Annotated in this window: 18 protein-coding genes and 1 pseudogene; 2 read left to right on the forward strand and 17 right to left on the reverse strand. The window is 72.4% G+C overall.

Annotation, left to right across the window (positions count from 1 at the left end):
• Window positions 1–4: 4 nt before the first annotated feature.
• On the forward strand, window positions 5–1,324 hold the full coding sequence (locus JQN70_RS05760; RefSeq protein ID WP_204130378.1) for an MFS transporter: 1,320 nt from the start codon (window positions 5–7) through the stop codon (window positions 1,322–1,324).
• Here the strand turns inward: JQN70_RS05760 and JQN70_RS05765 are convergent.
• From JQN70_RS05765 to JQN70_RS05840, 16 genes and pseudogenes are all read right to left on the reverse strand, one after another.
• Window positions 1,308–2,336, reverse strand: coding sequence for a polyprenyl synthetase family protein (locus tag JQN70_RS05765; RefSeq protein ID WP_307835839.1), 1,029 nt, complete (start codon window positions 2,334–2,336; stop codon window positions 1,308–1,310). The two genes, JQN70_RS05760 and JQN70_RS05765, sit on opposite strands and share 17 nt — an antisense overlap.
• A complete protein-coding gene (gene nuoN / locus JQN70_RS05770) occupies window positions 2,333–3,880 on the reverse strand; it encodes an NADH-quinone oxidoreductase subunit NuoN (RefSeq protein ID WP_239110848.1) in 1,548 nt (515 codons plus the stop codon). The genes JQN70_RS05765 and nuoN overlap by 4 nt, the downstream gene beginning before the upstream one ends.
• An 11-nt stretch (window positions 3,881–3,891) precedes the next feature.
• Window positions 3,892–5,433, reverse strand: coding sequence for an NADH-quinone oxidoreductase subunit M (locus JQN70_RS05775; RefSeq protein WP_204130380.1), 1,542 nt, complete (start codon window positions 5,431–5,433; stop codon window positions 3,892–3,894).
• Complete coding sequence (nuoL, locus tag JQN70_RS05780) at window positions 5,430–7,343, reverse strand: NADH-quinone oxidoreductase subunit L (RefSeq protein ID WP_204130648.1); 1,914 nt, start codon at window positions 7,341–7,343, stop codon at window positions 5,430–5,432. The genes JQN70_RS05775 and nuoL overlap by 4 nt, the downstream gene beginning before the upstream one ends.
• A gap of 40 nt (window positions 7,344–7,383) precedes the next feature.
• Window positions 7,384–7,683 carry an NADH-quinone oxidoreductase subunit NuoK gene (nuoK, locus tag JQN70_RS05785; protein WP_204130381.1) on the reverse strand — a complete coding sequence of 100 codons (300 nt, stop codon included), beginning with the start codon at window positions 7,681–7,683 and terminating at the stop codon, window positions 7,384–7,386.
• Window positions 7,680–8,450 (reverse strand): NADH-quinone oxidoreductase subunit J, encoded by a 771-nt coding sequence (locus JQN70_RS05790; RefSeq protein WP_204130382.1) that lies wholly within the window; start codon window positions 8,448–8,450, stop codon window positions 7,680–7,682. The genes nuoK and JQN70_RS05790 overlap by 4 nt, the downstream gene beginning before the upstream one ends.
• On the reverse strand, window positions 8,447–9,061 hold the full coding sequence (nuoI, locus tag JQN70_RS05795; RefSeq protein ID WP_204130383.1) for an NADH-quinone oxidoreductase subunit NuoI: 615 nt from the start codon (window positions 9,059–9,061) through the stop codon (window positions 8,447–8,449). The genes JQN70_RS05790 and nuoI overlap by 4 nt, the downstream gene beginning before the upstream one ends.
• Window positions 9,054–10,436, reverse strand: a complete 1,383-nt coding sequence (gene nuoH / locus JQN70_RS05800) for an NADH-quinone oxidoreductase subunit NuoH (RefSeq protein ID WP_204130384.1) — start codon at window positions 10,434–10,436, stop codon at window positions 9,054–9,056. The genes nuoI and nuoH overlap by 8 nt, the downstream gene beginning before the upstream one ends.
• A complete protein-coding gene (locus JQN70_RS05805) occupies window positions 10,433–12,913 on the reverse strand; it encodes an NADH-quinone oxidoreductase subunit G (protein ID WP_204130385.1) in 2,481 nt (826 codons plus the stop codon). Before JQN70_RS05805 ends, nuoH begins: the two co-directional genes overlap by 4 nt.
• Window positions 12,910–14,238, reverse strand: coding sequence for an NADH-quinone oxidoreductase subunit NuoF (gene nuoF / locus JQN70_RS05810; RefSeq protein WP_204130386.1), 1,329 nt, complete (start codon window positions 14,236–14,238; stop codon window positions 12,910–12,912). The genes JQN70_RS05805 and nuoF overlap by 4 nt, the downstream gene beginning before the upstream one ends.
• Window positions 14,239–14,588: 350 nt before the next feature.
• A pseudogene (gene nuoE, locus JQN70_RS05815) lies at window positions 14,589–15,449 on the reverse strand (NADH-quinone oxidoreductase subunit NuoE); the annotation flags it as partial.
• Window positions 15,449–16,858 (reverse strand): NADH-quinone oxidoreductase subunit D, encoded by a 1,410-nt coding sequence (locus tag JQN70_RS05820; protein WP_204130387.1) that lies wholly within the window; start codon window positions 16,856–16,858, stop codon window positions 15,449–15,451. The gene JQN70_RS05820 and the pseudogene nuoE, both read right to left, overlap by 1 nt.
• On the reverse strand, window positions 16,858–17,691 hold the full coding sequence (locus JQN70_RS05825) for an NADH-quinone oxidoreductase subunit C (RefSeq protein WP_204130388.1): 834 nt from the start codon (window positions 17,689–17,691) through the stop codon (window positions 16,858–16,860). The genes JQN70_RS05820 and JQN70_RS05825 overlap by 1 nt, the downstream gene beginning before the upstream one ends.
• Window positions 17,688–18,287, reverse strand: a complete 600-nt coding sequence (locus JQN70_RS05830) for a NuoB/complex I 20 kDa subunit family protein (protein ID WP_204130389.1) — start codon at window positions 18,285–18,287, stop codon at window positions 17,688–17,690. The genes JQN70_RS05825 and JQN70_RS05830 overlap by 4 nt, the downstream gene beginning before the upstream one ends.
• A gap of 40 nt (window positions 18,288–18,327) precedes the next feature.
• Window positions 18,328–18,690, reverse strand: coding sequence for an NADH-quinone oxidoreductase subunit A (locus JQN70_RS05835; RefSeq protein WP_204130390.1), 363 nt, complete (start codon window positions 18,688–18,690; stop codon window positions 18,328–18,330).
• A 245-nt stretch (window positions 18,691–18,935) separates the two neighbouring features.
• Window positions 18,936–19,652 (reverse strand): demethylmenaquinone methyltransferase, encoded by a 717-nt coding sequence (locus tag JQN70_RS05840; protein WP_204130391.1) that lies wholly within the window; start codon window positions 19,650–19,652, stop codon window positions 18,936–18,938.
• Window positions 19,653–19,712: 60 nt separating this feature from the next.
• Here JQN70_RS05840 and JQN70_RS05845 point away from each other — a divergent pair, with 60 nt between their 5' ends.
• On the forward strand, window positions 19,713–21,029 hold the full coding sequence (locus JQN70_RS05845) for an isochorismate synthase (RefSeq protein WP_204130392.1): 1,317 nt from the start codon (window positions 19,713–19,715) through the stop codon (window positions 21,027–21,029).
• A 119-nt stretch (window positions 21,030–21,148) separates the two neighbouring features.
• On the opposite strand, the gene JQN70_RS05850 is transcribed toward JQN70_RS05845, so the two are convergent.
• Window positions 21,149–22,384 (reverse strand): geranylgeranyl reductase family protein, encoded by a 1,236-nt coding sequence (locus JQN70_RS05850; protein ID WP_204130393.1) that lies wholly within the window; start codon window positions 22,382–22,384, stop codon window positions 21,149–21,151.
• Window positions 22,385–22,410: the final 26 nt, after the last annotated feature.

The raw sequence follows: 22,410 nt of genomic DNA on the forward strand, positions 1-22,410 counted from the left end.
GCCGGTGACCGAGGACCTCGAGGAGTTCGTCGGGGACCGGAGCCGCGGCCCACGCACCCTCCCCCACCGCGCCTGGGTCGTCGCGGCGGTCACGCTCGCCGCGCTCGTCGCCGCAGCGGCCTTCCGCTCCTCGACCGGTGTCCTCCTGGAGCCCGTCGAGGACGAGTTCGGGTGGAGCCGCGCGACGACCTCCGGCGCGGTCAGCCTCAACCTCGTCCTCTACGGCCTGACGGCCCCGTTCGCCGCCGCCTTCATGGAGCGCTTCGGCGTGCGCCGCACCGTCGCCGTCGCCCTCGTCGTCGTCGGCCTCTCGAGCGCCGCCACCACCGTGATGACCGCCGCCTGGCAGCTCTGGCTGCTCTGGGGCGTCCTCATCGGCATCGGCACGGGCGCGATGGCCCTCGTGCTCGGCGCGGTCGTCGCCAACCGGTGGTTCGAGACGCATCGCGGGCTCGTCACCGGCCTCTTCTCCGCCGCCAACGCCACCGGGCAGCTCGTGTTCCTCCCGGTCATCGCACGCGCGGCCGACGGGCCCGGGTGGCGGTGGGCGGCCGGCATCGTCGCCGTCCTCGCCCTGCTCGTGGCGGTGCTCGTCGCGATCGGCCTCGTCGACCACCCCCGCGAGCGCGGCCTGCTGCCCTACGGCGCCACGGCGCCCACACCACCCGCCGCCCCGTCGACGCTCTCCCCCGCCCGCCGGGCCCTCACCACCCTCGCCCGCGCCTCACGGTCGTGGCCGTTCTGGGCGCTCGTGCTGACCTTCTGGGTCTGCGGCTGGTCGACGAACGGCATCATCCAGACCCACTTCGTCCCCGCCGCGCACGACCACGGGATGCCGGCCACGACCGCCGCCGGGCTGCTCGCCGTCGTCGGCATCTTCGACATCGCCGGGACGGTCGGGTCGGGATGGCTCACCGACCGGGTCGACCCCCGGCTCCTGCTCGCCGGCTACTACCTCGGGCGCGGAGTCTCGCTGCTGGCGCTCGACGCCGTGCTCGCCCCGGGGGTCGAGCCGGGGATGTGGGTGTTCATCGTCTTCTACGGTCTCGACTGGGTGGCCACCGTGCCGCCGACGGTCGCGCTGTGCCGCACGCACTTCGGGCTCGAGGACTCCGGCGTCGTGTTCGGCTGGGTGTTCGCCTCGCACATGGTCGGCGCCGGAGTGGGGGCGAGCGTCGCCGGGTGGGTGCGCACCGCGCAGGGTGACTACCACTGGGCGTGGCTCGGGGCCGCGGTGCTCTGCTTCGCCGCCGTCGCCATCGCCCTGGCCATCCCGCGCACGACCGTGCGCGAGCAGGACCCGGTGCTCACCCCACTCGGGTGACGACTCCCGTGGCGAGGGCGTGCAGCGCGTCCCGGGCATCGCTGGCCGGCAGCGCGTCGAGCACCTGCTGGGCGCGGGTGGCGACGGCGAACGTGTGCTCGCGGGCCCGCTCCATCGCCGGGTGCGCCCGCAGCAGCGTCAGCGCCTCGTCGAGCTCGGCGTCGCCGGACAGGTCGCCGGTGAGCAGCGCCTGCAGCCGCGCGTCCGCGGGGTCGGTCGAGGCCAGCACGTACAGCACCGGCAGGGTCCGCTTGCCCTCGCGCAGGTCGGTGCCGGGGGTCTTGCCGGTCTCGTCGGCCTCGGAGGCGATGTCGATGAGGTCGTCGGCCAGCTGGAAGGCCATCCCGAGCCGCTCGCCGTACTCGCGCATCGTCTCGACGACCTGGGGCGAGCACCCGCCGAACATCGCGCCGTACCGGGCGGCCGTGGCGATGAGGACGCCGGTCTTGTCCTCGAGGACCCGCAGGTAGTACTCCACCGGGTCCTGGCCCTCGGGGCATGGCCGGTCGTCGCGGATCTGCCCGGCACACAGCCGGACGAAGGTCTGCGCCTGGATCTTCACGGCTTCGGGGCCGAGGTCGGCGACGATGTCGGAGGCCGTGCCGAAGAGCAGGTCGCCGACGAGGATCGCGGTCGAGTTGTCGTACAACGCGTTCGCCGACGGGGCACCGCGTCGTACGTCGGCCTCGTCCATGACGTCGTCGTGGTACAGCGACGCGAGGTGGGTCAGCTCGACCCCGGCCGCGGCGGCCACGACCGCCTCGGACGCCCCGTCGCCCAGCTCGGAGGCCAGCAGCGTGAGCAGCGGCCGGAACCGCTTGCCCCCGGCCGCCGTGAGGTGCGACGAGGCCTGCGCGATGAACGGGTCCTCGTGGTCGACCCGCGCCGCGATGAGCTCCTCGACCCGGGCGAGCCCGTCGGCGAGCCGCGCCCGCAGCTCGTCACCGGCCCCCGGCAGCGCGAGGACGGACGGCGTGCCGCGCTGCGCCGTGTCGCCGCCCACCCCGCTCACAGGAGGAACTGGGAGGCGTTGCCCGCCAGCTGGAGGATCGTCGCCGGCGCGACACCGGCGACGACGGTGATGATGACGCCGAGGCTGATGGCGATCGTCGACGGCACCGACGGCTGGAGCGCGACGACGCCCTCGACCGGGTCGGTGAAGTACATGAGCACGATGAGCTTGACGTAGACGAACGCGGTGACCGCCGAGGCGAGCACACCGACGACGACCATGACGACGCCGGTGGTTCCCGACTCGACCGCCGGCGCGAAGGCCGCGAACTTCGCCGTGAAGCCCGACGTCAGCGGGATGCCCGCGAAGGCCAGGAGGAGGAAGGCGAAGACGCCCGCGACGACCGGGTGGCGCCGGCCGAGGCCCGCCCACTGCGAGAGGTGCGAGGCCTCGGAGCCGTCCTGGCGGACCATCGCGACGATCGCGAAGGCCGCGATGGTCGTCGCGCCGTAGGCGAGCAGGTAGAACATCACGCCGCCGATCGCCGCCTGCGAGAACGCGAGGACGCCGACGAGGATGAACCCGGCGTGCGCCACCGACGAGTAGGCGAGGAGCCGCTTGACGTCGGTCTGGGTGACCGACAGCACCGCGCCGACGACCATCGTGAGGATGGCGATGACGGCCACGCCGAGCTGCCAGTCCCAGCGGTTCGCGCCGACGCCGACGTAGGTGAGGCGCAGGATCGCGCCGAAGGCGGCGAGCTTGGTGCAGGCGGCCATGAACCCGGTGACCGGGGTCGGGGCGCCCTGGTACGCGTCGGGGGTCCACTGGTGGAACGGCACCGCACCGACCTTGAAGAGCAGCCCGACGAGGGTGAGGACGACGCCCGGCAGCAGCAGGCCGTCGAGGTCGCCGGCACCGGTGGAGATGGCCTGCGAGATCTGCGCGAGGTCGGAGGAGCCGGCGTAGCCGAAGAGCAGCGCCGCGCCGAAGAGGAAGAAGGCGCTGGAGAACGCCCCGAGGAGGAAGTACTTCAGGGCCGCCTCCTGCGAGAGCAGCCGGCGCCGCCGGGCCAGGCCGGTCATCACGTACAGCGGCAGCGAGAGGACCTCGAGGCCGACGAACAGCGTGATGAGGTCGTTGGCGCTGACGAAGATCAGCATCCCGAAGACCGCGAAGAGGGTGAGCGGGAAGACCTCGGAGGTGGCGTAGCCGGCGCGGGTGGCGGCGTCCTCCTGGCTCGACCCGGGGGTCGAGGCGCCCATCGGCGTGAAGGCGTCGGAGCCGACCCCGCCGAAGCGCTCGGCCATGACGAGCACGCCGATGACCGCGAGGAGCAGCAGCGTGCCCTGGAGGAAGAGCGCGACGCCGTCGATGGCCACCGAGCCACCGAGCGTGACCGACTGGTGGTCGCGGCTCCACACGGCGAGGACGACGAGCGCGGCGAGCAGCGTGCCGCAGGTCAGCCAGACCTGGACGGCGTGCCGGCGCTCGCGCGGTGCGAAGGCCTCGACGAGGACGCCGACGAGGGCGCCGCCCACGACGACGAACATCGGCAGGACCGCGAGGTAGTCGATGGTGACGGCCTGGAACGCGGCGGGCATCGCGGCGGGCATCACTGGGCACTCCCGGAGGCTTCGGCCGGCTGCGGGTCGGAGACGCCGATGATCTGCAGCGTCTTGTCCACGGCCGGGTTGATGATGTCGAGGACCGGCTTCGGGTAGAAGCCGAGGACGACGAACGAGGCGATGATCGGCGCGACGACCCAGCGCTCGCGCAGGGACAGGTCACGCGGCGGCGCCTGGTCCTCGGGGAAGGCGGGCTTCGGGCCGGTCATGACGCGCTGGTACATGAGGAGGATGTAGAGCGCGGCGAGGACGATGCCCAGGGCCGCGACGACGGCCGCGACCCGGTAGCGCTGGTACGTGCCCTGGAGGACGAGGAACTCCGAGACGAAGCTCGACAGGCCGGGCAGCGCCAGCGAGGACAGGCCCGCGACGAGGAAGGTGCCGGCGAGCACCGGGGTGACCCGCTGCCAGCCGCCGTAGTCGGGGATCATCTTGCTGCCGTGGCGGGTCACGAGGAACCCGGCGAGCAGGAAGAGCCCGGCGGTCGAGAACCCGTGGTTGACCATGTAGAGGGTCGAGCCGGCGCCGCCCACGCTCGTCATCGCGAAGATGCCGAGGACGATGAAGCCGAAGTGGCTGATCGAGGTGAAGGCGATGAGCCGCATCATGTCCTTCTGGCCGATCGCCAGCAGGGCGCCGTAGATGACCGAGACGACGGCCAGGGTGATGACGACCGGGGTCGCCCACTGCGAGGCCTCCGGGAAGAGCTGGAGGCAGAAGCGGATCATCCCGTAGGTGCCGACCTTGTCGAGGACGCCCACGAGGAGCACGGCCGTCGCCGGGCGCGACTCGGTGGCGGCGTCCGGGAGCCAGGTGTGCACCGGCCACATCGGGGCCTTGACGGCGAAGGCGACGAAGAACCCGACGAACATCCAGCGCAGCGCGGCCTCGGAGCCGTCGAGGTTGCCGATGAGCTTCTCGACGAGGAAGCCCTGGTCGCCGCCCGGGCCGACGAAGTACACGGCGATGACCGAGACGAGCATGACGAGCCCGCCGGCGAGCGAGAAGAGGAGGAACTTCATCGCGGCGTACTGCCGGCGCCCACCGCCGTAGAGGCCGATGAGGAAGTACACCGGGATGAGCATCGCCTCGAAGAAGACGTAGAACAGGAAGACGTCGGTGGCCGCGAACACGCCGACCATGAACGCCTCGAGGACGAGCATGAGCGCGAAGTAGCGCTTGAGCCGGCCGGTCTCGGCCTCGTCGACGTCGTTCCACGCGGCGAGCAGGCAGACCGGCGTGAGGATCGTGGCCATGACGATGAGGGCCAGCGCGATGCCGTCGACGCCGAGCGCGTAGGAGACGCCGAACTGCGGGATCCACGAGTGCGTCTCGGTGAGCTGGAACATCGCGTCCGAGCCGGTGTCGAAGGCGACCCACCCCGCGACCGCGAGCGCGAGCGTGACGAGCGAGGCCCCGAGCGCCACCGGCCGGGCCAGGCGCGCCGAGCCCGCGGGCAGCGCCGCGACGACGACCGCGCCGAGGACCGGCACGACCATCATGACCGTGAGCAGGGGCAGGGAGTTCACTGGATCACCCACAGAGCACCGAGGACGGCGACGACACCGGTGAGCATCGTCAGGGCATACGACCGGGCGTAGCCGGTCTGGAGGCGACGCAGCCTCGAGGACAACCCGCCGACCAGGGCGGCGAGCCCGCCGGCGGCGCCGTCGATCCCCTTGGCGTCGGCGAAGACGAGCGAGCGCGTGAGGTGGACGCCGGGGCGCATGAACAGGCCCTCGTTGACGGCGTCCTGGTAGAGGTCGACCCGGGCCGCACGGGTGAGCACCGAGCCGCGCGGGGCGACCTCGGGCACCTCCTCGGACCAGTAGCGGCGCCAGGCCAGGAAGATGCCGACGGCGACGAACACGAGCGTCAGCGTCATGAGCACCGGCACCGCGAGCACCGGGTGCTCCTCGCCGTGCTCGCCGACGACCGGCGAGAGCCAGGAGACGATCGGGGCGGTCTCGGCGAACGGCCACGCGAGGAGCAGGCCGAGGAAGGCCGACCCGCCGGCGAGGACCATCATCGGGACGGTCATGATCTTCGGCGACTCGTGCGGGTGCACGTCGTCGGTCCAGCGCTTCTCGCCGTGGAAGGTCATGAAGAACAGGCGCGACATGTAGAACGCGGTGACGCCGGCGCCGACGAGCGCGGCCCCCCCGAGCACCCACGGCTTCCAGCCCTCGCCGACGAACGCGGCCTCGATGATCTTGTCCTTGGACCAGAAGCCGGAGAACGGCGGGACGCCGAGGATGGCCAGCCACCCGAGGCCGAAGGTGGCCCAGGTGACCTTCATGGCGCCCGACAGCGACCCGAAGCGGCGCATGTTCACCTGGTCGTTCATCCCGTGCATCACCGAGCCGGCGCCGAGGAACATCCCGGCCTTGAAGAAGCCGTGGGTGAGCAGGTGGAAGATCGCGAAGGCGTACCCGACCGGGCCGAGCCCAGCGGCGAGCATCATGTAGCCGATCTGGCTCATCGTCGAGGCCGCGAGGGCCTTCTTGATGTCGTCCTTGGCGCAGCCGACGACCGCACCGAAGAGCAGCGTGATCGCGCCGACGATGGCGACGGCCAGGGCGGCGTCCGGGGCGGCGTCGAAGATGACGTGCGAGCGGACGACGAGGTAGACGCCGGCGGTGACCATCGTCGCCGCGTGGATGAGCGCGGAGACCGGGGTCGGGCCGGCCATGGCGTCACCGAGCCAGGACTGGAGCGGGAACTGGGCCGACTTGCCGCACGCGCCGACGAGCAGGAGCAGCCCGATCGCGGTGAGCGTGGCCTGGTTGGCGCCCCCCACGCCCTCGTTGACGGTGGCGTAGTCGACGCCGCCGAAGGTGACGAACATCGTCATGATCGCGATGGACAGGCCGAGGTCGCCGACGCGGTTGACGAAGAACGCCTTGTTCGCGGCCGTGGCGTACGCCGGGTTGTGGTTCCAGAACCCGATGAGCAGGTAGGACGCCAGGCCCACGCCCTCCCAGCCGACGAAGAGCAGCAGGTAGCTGTCGGCGAGGACGAGCAGGAGCATCGCCGCGACGAAGAGGTTGAGGTAGGCGAAGAAGCGCCGCTTGTCCGGGTCGTGCTCCATGTACCCGAGCGAGTACACGTGGATGAGCGACCCGACGAACGTGATGAGCATGACGAACGCGACGGACAGCGGGTCGACGAGCATCCCGAGGTCGAGCTGGAAGGAGCCGGCCGGCACCCAGTTCCACAGCGTCAGGTGGTGCGCCCGCTGCGCCGCGTCCTGCCCGAGCAGCTGGACGATGACGAGGACGCCGACGCCGAAGCTCGCCCAGGACAGTCCCGTGGCGAGGGCCGGGCCGACCTTGTCGGTGCGCCGCCCGCCGAGGAGCAGGACGGCGGCACCGAGGAGGGGCAGCGCGACGAGCAGCCACGCGAGCGAGGCCATGCCGCTCGCGGCGCCCGCGGTCATCGCGTCGCCCTCGGTGATCAGTGAGTGCACGTCCGACTCCTCAGAGCTTCAGCAGGTTGGCGTCGTCGACCGAGGCCGACCGGCGGGACCGGAAGATCGCCATGATGATCGCGAGGCCGACGACGACCTCCGCGGCCGCGACGACCATGACGAAGAGGGCGAGGACCTGGCCGTCGAGCGAGCCGTGCATCCGGGCGAAGGTCACGAAGACGAGGTTCGCCGCGTTGAGCATCAGCTCGACGCCCATGAAGACGATGATCGCGTTGCGCCGGGTGAGCACCGTGGCGCCACCGATGACGAAGAGGATCGTCGCCAGGTACACGTAGTTGACGAGGCTCATCGCTCGCTGCCCTCCTGGACGTCGCGCTCGATCTGGAGCTCGCCCTCGGTGTAGAGCTCGGGCGAGCGGTTCTGGTCGCGGGCGGTGAGCACGCGCGAGACGGACAGCTCGGAGGGCGTGCCGTCGGGCAGCAGCGCCGGGGTGTCGACGGCGTTGTGCCGCGCGTAGACACCGGGCGCCGGGAGGCCCGCGAGGTGCCGGCCCTCCTTGAAACGCCGCTTGCTCCACTCCTTCTGGTCCGGGCCCTTGCCGAGGCGCTCGCGGTGGGCGAGGACCATCGCGCCGAGGGCGGCGGTGATGAGGAGGGCGCTCGTGGTCTCGAAGACCCAGACGTAGCGGCCGAAGATCAGCTGCGCGACCCCGGAGACGTTGCCCGGGTCGGCGTTGACCTCGGCGAGCCCGGCGGCCCGGCCCCACGTGGCGTGCCCGACCGAGAAGCCGAGCAGGCCGCCGAGGCCGAGCGCGAGGACCGCCGTGGCCCAGCGCTGCCCGGTGAGGGTCTCGACGAGGCTGTCGCTGGAGTCGACCCCGACGAGCATGAGCACGAAGAGGAAGAGCATCATCACGGCGCCGGTGTAGACGAAGATCTGGATGACCCCGAGGAAGTCGGCGTCCTGGGCGATGTAGAAGACGCCGAGGATGATCATCGTCATCGCCATGCCGAGCGCGGCGTGGACGGCCTTGCGCGCGAAGACCAGCCCGAGCGCGCCGACGACGGCCAGCGGCCCGAGGATCCAGAACATCACCTCTTCGCCGGTGCCGGTCACTGGGCCACCTCCGCGTCGTCGGTGTGGGCGCGGGCGGCGACGACCTCGCGCTGGGAGTCGCTGGCCTCGGTGACCTTCCCGAGGTAGTAGTCGCGCTCCTCCATCCCGTCGGCCATGGGGAACGGCGGGCGGAGCATCCCCGGCTGGAGCGGCGCCAGCAGCTGGTCCTTGGTGTAGATGAGGTCGGCGCGGTTGTCGTCGGCGAGCTCGTAGAAGTTCGTCATCGTCAGCGCCCGGGTGGGGCAGGCCTCGATGCAGAGCCCGCAGAAGATGCAGCGCAGGTAGTTGATCTGGTAGACGCGGCCGTACCGCTCGCCGGGGCTGAAGCGGCCCTCGCCGCCCTCGCTGTCGTCGTTGTCCGCGCCCTCGACGAGGATCGCGTCGGCCGGGCAGGCCCACGCGCACAGCTCGCAGCCGACGCACTTCTCGAGCCCGTCGGGGTGGCGGTTCAGCTGGTGCCGGCCGTGGAAGCGCGGCTGGGTCGGGCGCTTCTCCTCCGGGTACTCCTCGGTGACGACCTTGCGGAACATCGTCGAGAAGGTGACGCCGAACCCGGCGACGGGGGCGAACAGGTCGGAGAAGAAGCCGGACTTCTTCTGCTCGTCAGCCACGAGTGGCCTCCTTGGTGTCGGACGCGGAGGTCAGGGCCGGCGCCGCGAGCGACGGCTCGCGCAGCCGCTGCCCGGGCATGGGCGGCACGGGGTGCCCGCCGGCGTACGGGTCGATCTCCTCGGGGACGCGCGGGTGCAGCGAGGCCTCCTTGCGCTCGACCCGGCTGTCCCACAGCCAGCCGCCGACGAGGGCGGCGACGGCGATGATGCCGACGAGGGCGAGCGAGAAGACCGGGAAGCTGCGGCCGGCCACGACGACGTCGTCACCGAGCCAGCCCTGCTGGCCGGCGCGGAAGAACGCGACGAGGACGACCCAGCCGAGCGTGGCCGGGATGAGGAACTTCCAGCCGAAGCGCATGAACTGGTCGTACCGGACGCGCGGAAGCGAGCCGCGCAGCCAGACGAAGACGAACATGAACGCCCACAGCTTGGCCGTGAACCACAGCAGGCCCCACCAGCCCTGGTCGAACATCCCGCCGTTGATCGCGGCGATGCCGGGGGGCGCCTGGTAGCCGCCGAGGAACATCGTCGTGGCCAGCGCCGCGACGGTGAACATGTTGATGTACTCGCCGAGGAAGAACATCGCGAAGCGCATCGAGCCGTACTCGGTGTGGAAGCCACCGGTGAGCTCGCCCTCGCCCTCGGCCAGGTCGAACGGCAGGCGGTTGGTCTCGCCGACCATCGTGATGACGTAGACGAAGAAGCTGAAGAACGCGGGCACGACGAACCAGAGGTCGCTCTGCGCGTTGACGATCTGGGAGGTCGACATCGACCCGGCGTAGAGGAAGACGGCGACGAGCGAGAGGCCCATCGCGATCTCGTAGGAGATCATCTGCGCCGAGGAGCGCAGGCCACCCATGAGCGGGTACGTGGAGCCCGAGGACCAGCCCGCGAGGACGACGCCGTAGATGCCGACGCCGGCGACGGCGAGCACGAGGAGGACCGCGACGGGGGTGTCGGTGAGCTGGAACGGCGTCGTGTGCCCGAACATCGAGACCTCGCCGGCCAGCGGCATGATCGAGAACGAGACGAAGCACATCGTCGCGGTGATGAGCGGCGCGAGGGTGAAGACGAAGGCGTCGGCGGCCTTGGGGCGCACGTCCTCCTTGAGCATCGACTTCATGCCGTCGGCGAGGGTCTGCAGCAGGCCGAAGGGACCGTTGCGGTTCGGGCCGGGGCGCTGCTGCATCCGGCCGATGACCCGGCGCTCGAACCAGATGACGAGCAGGGTCGAGACGAGCAGGTAGACGAAGACGAGGGCGGCCTTGACGAGGCTCAGCCACACCGGGGTGTCGCTGAAGTCGGCGCGCGGGTTGTCGGTGCCGGCCGTCGCGAGCGCGACGAGGTCGGGCAGGGCCGTGACGGTGCCGCTCATACGGAGACCTCGCTGTCCTTCGTGACGGTGACGAGCGCGCCGGGTGCGCCGGCGAGGGTCGCCCGCAGGTCGCAGCCCGCGGAGTTCGTGGGGAGCCAGACGACGTGGTCGGCCATCTCGCGGACGAGGACCGGGGCGACGACGGTGGTGCCGGCGGCCGAGACCCGCAGGTGGTCGCCGTCGACGACCCCGAGCGCGGCGGCGGTGGCGGCCGAGACCCCGGCGAGGGGCCGGGGCGCGGTGCCGGCGAGGTGCGGCTCGCCGTCCTGGAGCGAGCCCTTGTCGAGCAGGTGGCGCCAGGTGGCGAGGACGAGGGTGCCCGGCTCGAGGCTCGGCACCTCACCGGCCTCGACCTGCGGCGCCGCCGGACGCTCGCCGGCCCAGGGGCCGAGGCGCTGCATCTCGTCGCGGACCTCGCGCAGCGTGCGCGTGCCGAGGAACTCGCCCATCTCGTCGGCGAGCATCTCGAGGGCGCGGTAGTCGCTGACGTAGGAGGTGTCGAGGGCGGCCTCGAAGGCGCGCGGGCGACCCTCCCAGTCGACGAACGTGCCGCCCTTCTCGGCGTGCGCCGCGACGGGCAGAACGACGTCGGCGACGGCGGTGACGGCCGACGGGCGCAGCTCGAGGGAGACGACGAAGGCCGTCGCGAGCGCCTCGGCGGCGCCGGCCACCCCGACGTCGGCGGGGTCGACGCCCCCGACGACGAGCGCGTCGAGGTCGCCGGCAGCGGCGGCCCCGAGGATGCCGGCGGTGTCGCGGCCGGCGGCCTCGGGCACCGACGGGACGCCCCAGGCCGAGGCGACCTCGGCGCGGGCGGCGGCGTCGGCGAGCGGGCGACCGCCGGGCAGCAGGGTCGGGAAGGCGCCGGCCTCGAGGGCCCCGCGCTCCCCCGCCCGGCGGGGTACCCACGCGAGGCGGGCGCCGGTGGCCTCGGCCGCGGCGAGGGCCGCGGACAGCGCACCGGGCACCATGGCGAGGCGCTCGCCGACGAGGACGATGCCCCCGTCGCGCAGCGCCTCGGAGGCGGCGGAGACGGCCTCGGTGCCCTTCCCACCGGCGAGGGCCCGCAGCACCTCGGGCTCGGTGCCCGGGGCGGTGGGGATGAGCGTGCCGCCGGTCTTGGCGAGGCCGCGGGTGGCGACCGGGGAGATGCTGAAGACGCGGGTCTTGTTCCGGCGGAACGCCTTGCGCAGGCGGAGGAAGACGATGGGCGACTCGTCCTCGGGCTCGAAGCCGACGAGGACGACGCTCTTCGCGGCCTCGAGGTCGGCGTAGGTGACCGCGCCACCGGCCGGGCCGGTGCCGACCACCGTGGCGGCGAGGAACTCGGCCTCCTCGGCGGAGTGCGGGCGGGCCCGGAAGTCGACGTCATTGGTGCCGAGCACTGTGCGGGCGAACTTGCCGTAGGCGTAGGCGTCCTCGGCGCTGACCCGGCCGCCGACGAGCACGCCGGCGCGCGCCCCGCGCAGACCGGCCGCGGCCCGCTCGAGGGCCTCGCGCCACGACGCGACGCGCAGCTCGCCGTCCTCACCACGGACCTGGGGCAGCGTGATGCGGTCGCCGACACCGGTGTACGCGAACGCCCACCGGCCCTTGTCGCAGTTCCACTCGTCGTTGACGGCGGGGTCGGCCTGGGCCATCCGGCGCAGGACGGTGCCGCGGCGGTGGTCGGTGCGGGTGGCGCAGCCGCTGGCGCAGTGCTCGCAGGTGCTCGGGGTCGACACGAGGTCGAACGGGCGGCTGCGGAAGCGGTAGGCAGCGCCGGTGAGGGCGCCGACCGGGCAGATCTGGACGGTGTTGCCGGAGAAGTAGCTCTCGAACGGCTTCTCCTCGTAGATGCCGACCTGCTGCAGCGCGCCGCGCTCGACGAGGGCGATGAACGGGTCGCCGGCGACCTGGTCGGAGAAACGGGTGCAGCGGGCGCAGAGCACGCAGCGCTCGCGGTCGAGGAGGACCTGCGAGGAGATGTTGATCGGCTTGGGGTAGGTGCGCTTGACGTCCTCGAAGCGCGAGGTGCCGCGACCGTTGCTCATCGCCTGGTTCTGCAGCGGGCACTCGCCACCCTTGTCGCAGACCGGGCAGTCGAGCGGGTGGTTGATGAGCAGCAGCTCCATGACGCCCTTCTGCGCCTTGTCGGCGCCCTCGGACGTGTACTGCGTCTTGACGACCATGCCGGGGGCGACGGTCATCGTGCACGAGGCCTGCGGCTTCATCCGGCCGGGCGGGCCCTGCATCTGGGTCGGCTCGCCGGGGGTGCCGTCGGGGCCGGGGCGGCCGGGCATCCAGACCTCGACGAGGCACTGGCGGCAGGCGCCGACCGGGTCGAGGCCCGGGTGGTCGCAGAACCGCGGGATGTCGATCCCGGCGGTCTCGGCGGCGCGGATGATGAGGGTGCCCTTGGGCACCGACACCTCCACGTCGTCGATGGTCAGCGTGACGAGCTCGACCGGGGCCTGGGTCTCGGGCGTGGCAGTCATGCGGAGACGGTCTCCTTCGCGCCGCCGTCCTTGGCCCACAGCGTCGAGGCGGCCCGGTCGAACGGGCAGCCACCGTGGGTCAGGTGGGCGACGTACTCGTCGCGGAAGTACTGGATCGAGCTCGTGATCGGGCTCGTCGCGCCGTCACCGAGGGCGCAGAAGCTGCGGCCGAGGATGTTGTCGCAGATGTCGAGGAGCTTGTCGAGGTCCTCCTCGGACCCCTGGCCGTGCTCGAGCCGGCCGAGGATCTGCTTGAGCCACCACGTTCCCTCGCGGCACGGGGTGCACTTGCCGCACGACTCGTGCCGGTAGAAGTCGGTCCAGCGGTCGACCGCGCGCACGACGCAGACGGTCTCGTCGAAGACCTGGAGGGCGCGGGTGCCGAGCATCGAGCCCGCCGCGGCGACCGACTCGAAGTCGAGCGGCACGTCGAGGTGCTCGGCGGTGAAGAGCGGGGTGCTCGACCCGCCGGGGGTCCAGAACTTCAGCTCCTTGTCGGGGTCGCGCATCCCGCCGGCGAGGTCGATGAGCTCGCGCATCGTGATGCCGAGCGGCGCCTCGAACTGGCCGGGGTTCTTCACGTGCCCGGAGAGGCTGAAGATGCCGAAGCCGGTGGACTTCTCGGTGCCCATGCCGGTGAACCAGTCGACGCCCTCGAGGACGATGCCGGGGACCGACGCGATGGACTCGACGTTGTTGACCGAGGTCGGCCGCGCGTACAGGCCGGCGGCGCCGGGGAACGGCGGCTTGCTGCGCGGCTGGCCGCGGCGGCCCTCGAGGCTGTCGAGGAGCGCGGTCTCCTCGCCGCAGATGTAGGCGCCGGCGCCGGCGTGCACGGTGATCTCGACGTTCTTGCCCGTGCCGTTGATGTCGCGGCCGACGAGGCCGGCCGCGCGGGCCTCCTCGACGGCGCGCATCAGCCGGCGGTAGACGTGGACGACCTCGCCGCGCAGGTAGATGAACGCGTGCTCGCAGCCGATGGCCAGCGAGCTGATGACGACGCCCTCGACGAGCACGTGCGGGTTGGCCATCATCAGCGGGATGTCCTTGCACGTGCCCGGCTCGGACTCGTCGGCGTTGACGACGAGGTAGCGGGGGCCACCGTCCGGCGGGGCCATGAACGACCACTTCATGCCGGTGGGGAAGCCGGCGCCGCCGCGGCCGCGCAGCGAGGAGTCCTTGACCATCGCGAGGATGTCGGCGGGCTCCATGCCGAGCGCCTTGTCGAGCGCCTTGTACCCGCCGCCCTCGCGGTAGGTCTCGAGGGTCCAGGACGTGGCGTGGTCCCAGTCCTTGCTGAGGATGGGGGTCAGCGTGCCAGCCATCACTCGCCCTTCCCGTCGGTGGTGTCGTCGGTCTCGGCGTCCGCGGTGTCGAAGAGCGTCGCCTCGGGGGTGGCGTCGTCACCGGCGGGCACGGAGGCGCTCTGGGCCGAGACGTTGGCCGCCCGGTCCGTCGCGTCCTGCGGGTCGGCGCCCTGGACGGGGGCGACGTCGACGCGGTCGGCGGCGGCCTCGGCCTGCCGGGCGACCCCGCTGACGCCGTCTCCGGTGGAGACGACGGCCGGGCCCTCGGCGGCCTCGGCCGCCTTCTTGGGGGCGGCCTTGCGCGCGCGCTTCTTCGCGGGCTTCGCGTCGCCGCCCGAGGTGGCGGGCTCCTCCTCGCGCGGGGCGTCGTCGGCCTCGTCGCGCTCGGCGGCGGGCTCGGCCTTGTCGGCCTTCGCCTCGTCGTGGTCGGGGGTCACCTCGGTGCTGCCCGCGGCCTTGCCGGCGGCGCCACCGCGACCGTTGCGGCCGGCGCCGGCACCCGCGGCCGAGTCTCCCTCGGGAGCGGTCCAGCCGTTGCGCTTGGCGAGCTCGAGACCGACGAGCGAGGCCGGGCCGGCGCCCACGCCCTCGTCGGCGAGGCCGTCGGAGAACCCGGCGAGGGTGCGGCTGACCTCCTTGAAGGTGCACACCCGGTTCGGGCCGCGGGTCGGGCGCACCTCGGCGCCCTCGCGCAGGTCGTCGACGAGCTGCTTCGTGGACTCGGGCGTCTGGTTGTCGAAGAACTCCCAGTTGGCCATGACGACGGGGGCGTAGTCGCACGCGGCGTTGCACTCGACCCGCTCGAGGGTGATCCTGCCGTCCTCGGTGGTCTCGTCGTGGCCGATGCCGAGGTGCTCGGAGACGGCGTCCCAGATCTCGTCGCCGCCCATGATCGCGCACAGCGTGTTGGTGCAGACACCGACCGTGTAGTCGCCGTTGGGGTGGCGCTTGTACTGCGTGTAGAACGTCGCGACCCCGCTGACCTCGGCGGTCGTCAGGTCGAGCAGCTCGGCGCACAGGTCGATGCCGCGACCGGTGACGTAGCCGTCGACCGACTGGACGAGGTGGAGCAGCGGGAGCAACGCGGACCGCTTCTGCGGGTAGCGCGCGATGACCTCCGCGGCGTCGGCGCGGAACTGCGCCTCGACGTCGGCGGGGTAACGCTCCTTGGACTCCTCGGGCACCGTGAGGTGCCCGGAAGCGGACTGCAGACCGAAGTCACCGGCCATCAGCGGTCGACACCTCCCATGACGGGGTCGATGGAGGCGACGGCGACGATGACGTCGGCGACCTGCGAGCCCTCGCACATCGCGGCCGTGGCCTGGAGGTTGTTGAAGCTCGGGTCGCGGAAGTGCGCCCGGTAGGGACGGGTGCCGCCGTCGGAGACGGTGTGGCAGCCCAGCTCGCCCTTCGCGGACTCGACGGCGGCGTAGGCCTGGCCCGGCGGCACGCGGAAGCCCTCGGTGACGAGCTTGAAGTGGTGGATCAGGGCCTCCATCGAGGTGCCCATGATCTCGCGGATGTGGTCGAGGCTGTTGCCCTGGCCGTCGCCGCCGATGGCCAGCTGGGCCGGCCAGGCGATCTTCTTGTCCTCGACCATGACCGGCTGGCCCTCGGTGCGCTGGAGCCGGTCGAGGCACTGCTCGACGATCTTCAGCGACTCGTACATCTCGTCGATGCGGATGCGCAGGCGGTCGTAGGCGTCGCACCCGGTGCGGGTGACGACCTCGAAGTCGTAGGTCTCGTAGCCGCAGTACGGCGCCGACTTGCGCAGGTCGTGCGGCAGGCCGGTGGAGCGCAGGACCGGGCCGGTGACGCCGAGGGCGATGCAGCCGGTGAGGTCGAGGTAGCCGACGCCCACCGTGCGGCCCTTGAGCAGCGGGTTCTCGTTGAGCAGCGCCTCGAGCTCGCCGAGCCCCGTGCGCAGCTCGCCGACGACGCCGCGGATCATCGCGACCGCGCCGTGCGGGACGTCCTGGGCCACGCCGCCGGGGCGGACGTAGGCGTTGTTCATCCGCAGGCCGGTGATCGCCTCGAAGACGCGCAGGATGCGCTCGCGCTCGCGGAAGCCGACGGTCATCACCGTCGTCGCGCCCATCTCCATGCCGCCGGTGCCGAGGGCCACGAGGTGGGAGTTGACGCGGGTGAGCTCCATCATCATCACGCGGATGACCGAGGCACGCTCGGGGATGCGGTCGGTGATGCCGAGCAGCTTCTCGATGGAGAGGCAGTACGCGGTCTCCTGGAACATCGGCGTCAGGTAGTCCATCCGGGTGCAGAACGTGACGCCCTGCGTCCAGGTGCGGAACTCCATGTTCTTCTCGATGCCGGTGTGCAGGTAGCCGATGCCGGCCCGCGCCTCGGTGACCGTCTCGCCGTCGAGCTCGAGGATGAGCCGGAGCACGCCGTGGGTCGACGGGTGCTGCGGGCCCATGTTGACGACGATGCGCTCCTCGTGGAGGGCCGTGGCCTCGTCGACGAGGTCGTTCCAGTCGCCGCCGGAGACGGTGAAGACGCGGGCGCCCTCGGTGTCGTCGTCGACGGACGCGCCGTACGGGTCGTTGCCCGGCAGCGAGGGGTCGAGGCCCGGGCTCGTGGCCGGGTCGTCGTGGACGGTGTCCTGGTCGTGGGTCGTCATCAGCTGTACGCCCTCCGCTGGTCCGGCGGCGGGACGGTGCCGCCCTTGTACTCGACGGGGATGCCGCCGAGCGGGTAGTCCTTGCGCTGCGGGTGGCCCGGCCAGTCGTCGGGCATGAGGATGCGGGTGAGCGCGGGGTGGCCGTCGAACTCGATGCCGAACATGTCCCAGGTCTCGCGCTCGTGCCAGTCGTTGCCCGGCCACACCTCGACGACCGACGGGATGTGCGGGTCGGCGTCGGGGCAGGTGACCTCGAGGCGGAGGCGCCGGCTGCCGTGCGTGATGGAGAGCAGCGGGTAGACGGCGTGCAGCTCGCGGCCGGCCTCGCCGGGGTAGTGGACGCCGGAGACGCCCATGCACATCTCGAAGCGCAGGCTCGGGTGGTCGCGCAGCGTGCGGGCCACGGAGGGCAGGTGCTCGCGGCGGACGAAGACGGTCATCTCGCCGCGGTCGACGACGACCTTCTCGACGGCGGCGCCGAAGCCGGCGCCCTCCTCGAGGGCGGTGGCGAGGACGTCGGCGACCTCGTCGTAGTAACCGCCGTACGGGCGCGGGCTGGCGCCGGGCAGCAGCGTGGGGGTGACGAGCCCGCCGTAGCCGGAGGTGTCCTGGCCGCGGGTGGCGCCGAACATGCCCCGCCGCTCGCCGATCTGCACCGGCTCGGAGTCGGCGCCCGCGAGCTCGACGACCCGGCCGCCGCCGGTGTGCTGCGCGGCGTCGGAGGAACGCGGGTCGTCGTCGGTGCGGGTGGCCGCGCTGTCGGTCTCCTTGTCGGGGACCGGGGCCCCCTCACCGCTGTCGAGGTGCTTCGGGTCCGTGCTCTCGTCGCTCATCCGAGGAGGTTCTTCCCGGCCGGCGCAGCGAGGTGCGCGAGGTGGTCGTGGGTGGCGGGCATCTGCGAGGTGGGAGTGGCCCGCAGCGCGGCGGCCTCGGCGGCGCGGGCGGCCGCGACGCGGTTGACGCCGAGCTTGCTGTTCTGGATCTGCCCGTGGAGCTCGATGATCGCGTTGAGGAGCATCTCGGGCCGCGGCGGGCAGCCGGGCAGGTAGATGTCGACCGGGATGACGTGGTCGACGCCCTGGACGATCGCGTAGTTGTTGAACATGCCGCCCGAGGAGGCGCAGACGCCCATCGAGATGACCCACTTGGGGTTGGGCATCTGGTCGTAGACCTGGCGGACGACGGGGGCCATCTTCTGGCTCACCCGGCCGGCGACGATCATGAGGTCGGCCTGGCGCGGGGTGGCGCTGAAGCGCTCCATGCCGAAGCGGGCGATGTCGTAGTCGGGGGTGCCGACGGCCATCATCTCGATGGCGCAGCACGCGAGCCCGAAGGTCGCCGGCCAGATCGAGGCCTTGCGCATGTAGCCGACGACGTTCTCCAGCGTCGTGAGGACGAACCCTGCGGGCAGCTTCTCCTCGAGTCCCATCACGCCTCCTCGGCGGTGTCGATGATCGTGCGTGCGGTGCTCAGTCCCACTCGAGGCCGCCCCGCTTCCAGACGTAGGCGTAGGCGACGAACACGGTGATGATGAAGAGGACCATCTCGACGAGCGCGAAGAGCCCGAGCTGGTCGAAGGCGACGGCGAACGGGTAGAGGAACACCGACTCGATGTCGAAGATGATGAAGAGCATCGCCGTGAGGAAGTACTTGATCGGCACGCGCCCGCCGCCCTGGGCGCGGGGGGTGGGCTGGATGCCGCACTCGTAGGCCTCGAGCTTGGCGCGGTTGTAGCGCTTCGGCCCGACGACGAGGCTCGTCCCCACCGACAGCGCCGCGAAGCCGAAGCCGAACGCCAGGAGGATGAGGAGGGGGACGTAGGGGTTGCTCATCGCGGGCGAACTCCCCTTTCGCTGCTCGGAGTCGTCGGGTGGTCGACGGGCGCCGGGGCCGCGTGCGGCGTCCCGGCCATCCTAGGGGGCGTGACGGACGTCGCACCCGAGGGTGTCTCGCCCTCGGTCCCGGCGCGTCCGGGTGCGCACGGCGTGGTCGTCACGGGTCCTCTGCTGCTTGTGAATGTCTTCACGAACGGTCGGAAGTCTAGGACGCCCCTCCGGCGACCTGCACTTAGGTCGGCCTAACCCTCGACGACCGGCCCGGGCCGCGGCTTCGTCGCCCGGTGCAGGGCGACGATCCCGCCGCTGAGGTCGCGCCACTGGACGCCCTCCCAGCCGGCGTCCGCGACCTGGCCGGCGAGGCCGCGCTGGTCGGGCCAGGCGCGGATCGACTCGGCGAGGTAGACGTAGGACTCGGGGTTCGAGCTGACCTTGCGGGCCACCGGGGGCAGCGCGCGCATGAGGTAGTTCGTGTAGACGGTGCGGAAGGCCGCGTTCTTGGGAGTGCTGAACTCGCACACCACGAGTCGTCCGCCGGGCTTGGTGACGCGGAGGAACTCGCGCAGCGCCGCGTCGGGGTCGGCGACGTTGCGCAGGCCGAAGCTCATCGTCACGACGTCGAAGGAGTCGTCGGCGAACGGGAGGTGCATCGCGTCGGCCGCGGTGAAGCCGAGGTCGGAGCGCCGCCGGTGGCCGACGCGCAGCATCCCGAGCGAGAAGTCGGCCGGCACGACGTCGACCCCGTCGTCGGCGAACGGCTCGCTGCTCGTGCCGGTGCCGGCCGCGATGTCGAGGACGCGCTGACCCGGCCTCGCGTCGCAGGCCGCGACGACGGCCCGGCGCCAGAGGCGGTCCTGGCCGAGGGAGAGGACGTCGTTGGTCACGTCGTAGCGGCCGGCGACGTCGTCGAACATCGCGGCGACGTCGCGGGGGTCCTTCTCGAGGGAGGCGCGGGACATGGCCGACATCCTCGCACCGATGCCGGGGGCCGACGCACGGCGCCGTATCGTTGCGTGCTGATGACCTCGCTCCCCGCGGGCCGCCCGGCCCCTCCCGCCGCGGCGGCGCCCCTCGTGGCCCGCACCGTGCCGCTCGACCCCGCACTCGCGGCCGACCTGCTCGCCGTGCTGCCCGCCGGTGGTGGCGCCACCGGACCGTGCTCGTGGGTCCGTCGCGGCGAGGGCCTCGTCGGCTGGGGGCGGGCGGCGTCGCACGTGGCCGTCGGTCCGGACCGCTTCGCCGAGCTGTCGTCCTGGTGGGAGGGGCTCGTCGGGTCGGCCGTCGTCCGCGACGAGGTCGACCTGCCCGGCACCGGACCGGTCGCCTTCGGGTCGGTCGCCTACGCCGACGGATCGCCCTCCGGCGGAACGCTGGTCGTGCCGTCGGTGGTGGTCGGGCGACGGGGCGACGCCGCGTGGCTGACGACCGTGAGCGCCGAGGGCGCGGTGGCCGCCGTGCCGGGGCCGGCCGAGGTCGTGCGGCAGGCGGCACCGGCGCGCCCGCTCGACGTCGCCTTCGCCGACGGTGCGCTCTCGCCCGCGGCGTGGGAGGGCGCGGTCGCCGACGCGGTGTCGCGCATCACCGCCGGCGGGCTCGACAAGGTGGTGCTGGCGCGTGACCTCGAGGTGTCGGTGCGCGAGCCGCTCGACGTGCGCTGGCTGCTGCACCGGCTCGCCGAGCGCTACGACACGACGTGGGTGTTCGCCGTCGACGGCCTGGTCGGCGCGACGCCCGAGCTGCTCGTGCGGCGCGAGAAGGGTCTCGTGACGTCTCGGGTGCTGGCGGGGACCATCCGCCCGACCGGCGACGACGCGCACGACCTCGCGCTGGCCGCGTCGCTGGCGCGGTCGTCGAAGGACCTCGAGGAGCACGAGTACGCCGTGCGGTCGGTGGCCGACGCCCTGGCGCCGCACTGCTCGTCGATGAACGTGCCCGAGGCGCCGTTCGTCCTGCACCTCTCCAACGTCATGCACCTGGCCACCGACGTCGCGGGGGTGCTCGTCGACGACACCTCGTCGCTGCGGCTGGCCGCGTCGCTCCACCCCTCGGCGGCCGTGTGCGGCACGCCGCGCGCCGAGGCCGACGCGGTCATCGCCGAGCTCGAGCACATGGACCGCGGGCGCTACGCCGGCCCGGTCGGCTGGATCGACGCCGACGGTGACGGCGAGTGGGGCATCGCGCTGCGCTGCGGGGCGGTCTCGCCGGACGACCCGTCGCGGATGCGGCTGTTCGCCGGCTGCGGCATCGTCGCGGGGTCCGAGCCGGCCGACGAGCTCGCCGAGTCCTCGGCCAAGCTCGTGCCGATGCGCGACGCGCTGACCGCCGACGCTCCCTGACGCGAGCGCCCGCCGCGCGTACGGCGTGCATCAATCGACGAATGTGTCAGTTCCTGCACCTCCGGGGGTGCAGGACTCGACGAATGTGTCAGTTCCTGCACGCTGCCGGCGGATCGTGCTCAGGTGAAGGGCGGACGGGCGTCGACGGCGACCGAGCGCCGGCCGGCCCAGCGCCACACCCGCGCGGAGGCGTCGCGGTCCTCGTCGGTGACGAGGTTGCCCATCCAGCGCAGCGCGAGGGTCATCAGCCAGTCGCTGCGCATCCCGACCGGGCCGAGCGCGGAGAGGATGCGCGGGGTCGTGAAGACGCCGGCCAGTCGGCGCGCGATGGAGAACGCCTCGCCGTAGTGGTCGGCCAGCAGGGCGGGCCAGGTGACGGAGAGGTCGTCGTCGAGGTGGTCGACGACGAGCCGGCCGGTCTCGAGGCCGTAGTCGATGCCCTCGCCGTTGAGCGGGTTGACGCAGGCTGCTGCGTCGCCGACGAGGGCCCAGTTGGTCCCGGCGACGTTGCTGACCGCCCCGCCCATCGGCAGGAGCGCGCTCGTCGGCATCCGCTGCTCGCCGGTGAGGCCGAAGTCGGCGCGGCGCTCGTCGGTGTAGTGCCGCATGAGCGGCTTGATGGCGACGTCGGCCGGGCGCCGTGTCGTCGCGAGCGTGCCGACGCCGACGTTCACCTGACCGCCGCCGAGGGGGAAGATCCAGCCGTAACCCGGGAGGGCCTCGCCGGCCTCGGAGCGCAGCTCGAGGTGGCTGCTGATCCACGGGTCGTCGGCGCGGTCGGAGTCGACGTAGCAGCGGCCGGCCACGGCGTAGACGGTGTCCTGGTGCCACTCGCGGCCGAGGACCTTGCCGAGCCCGGAGCGCACACCGTCGGCGACCACGAGCCGCTCGCAGGCGATCTCGTGCGTCGTGCCGTCGGAGCGGCGGAAGGTGACGGAGCGGACGCGTCCGCCGTCGACGGTGGCGTCGACGGCCTTGGCGCCCTCGAGGCCGGTGGCGCCGTCGTCGAGCGCGGCCTGCCGGATGCCGGCGTCGAGCTCGGTGCGCGGGACGGCCGAGCCGTGGTCGGGGAGGGTGCCGCCCGGCCACGGGAGGTGCAGGGTCTGGCCGAAGCCGTGCGCCCGCAGTCCTCGGTTGACGGTGTGCTCGCGGACCCAGGCGCCGAGGCCGAGGCGGTCGAGCTCGGCGATGGCCCGGGGGGTCAGGCCGTCGCCGCAGGTCTTGTCGCGAGGGAAGGTGGCGGCGTCGGCGAGGACGACCTCGCGCCCGGCGCGGGTCGCCCAGGCGGCGGCGGAGGCTCCGGCGGGGCCGGCACCGACGACGAGGACGTCGGTGCGGGTGGGGGTCGTGGGCACGGCCCGATTCTCGCAACCGCTGCGCC

Origin of the sequence: Phycicoccus sonneratiae (assembly GCF_016887965.1) — a bacterium.
Lineage (GTDB): Bacteria > Actinomycetota > Actinomycetes > Actinomycetales > Dermatophilaceae > Phycicoccus > Phycicoccus sonneratiae.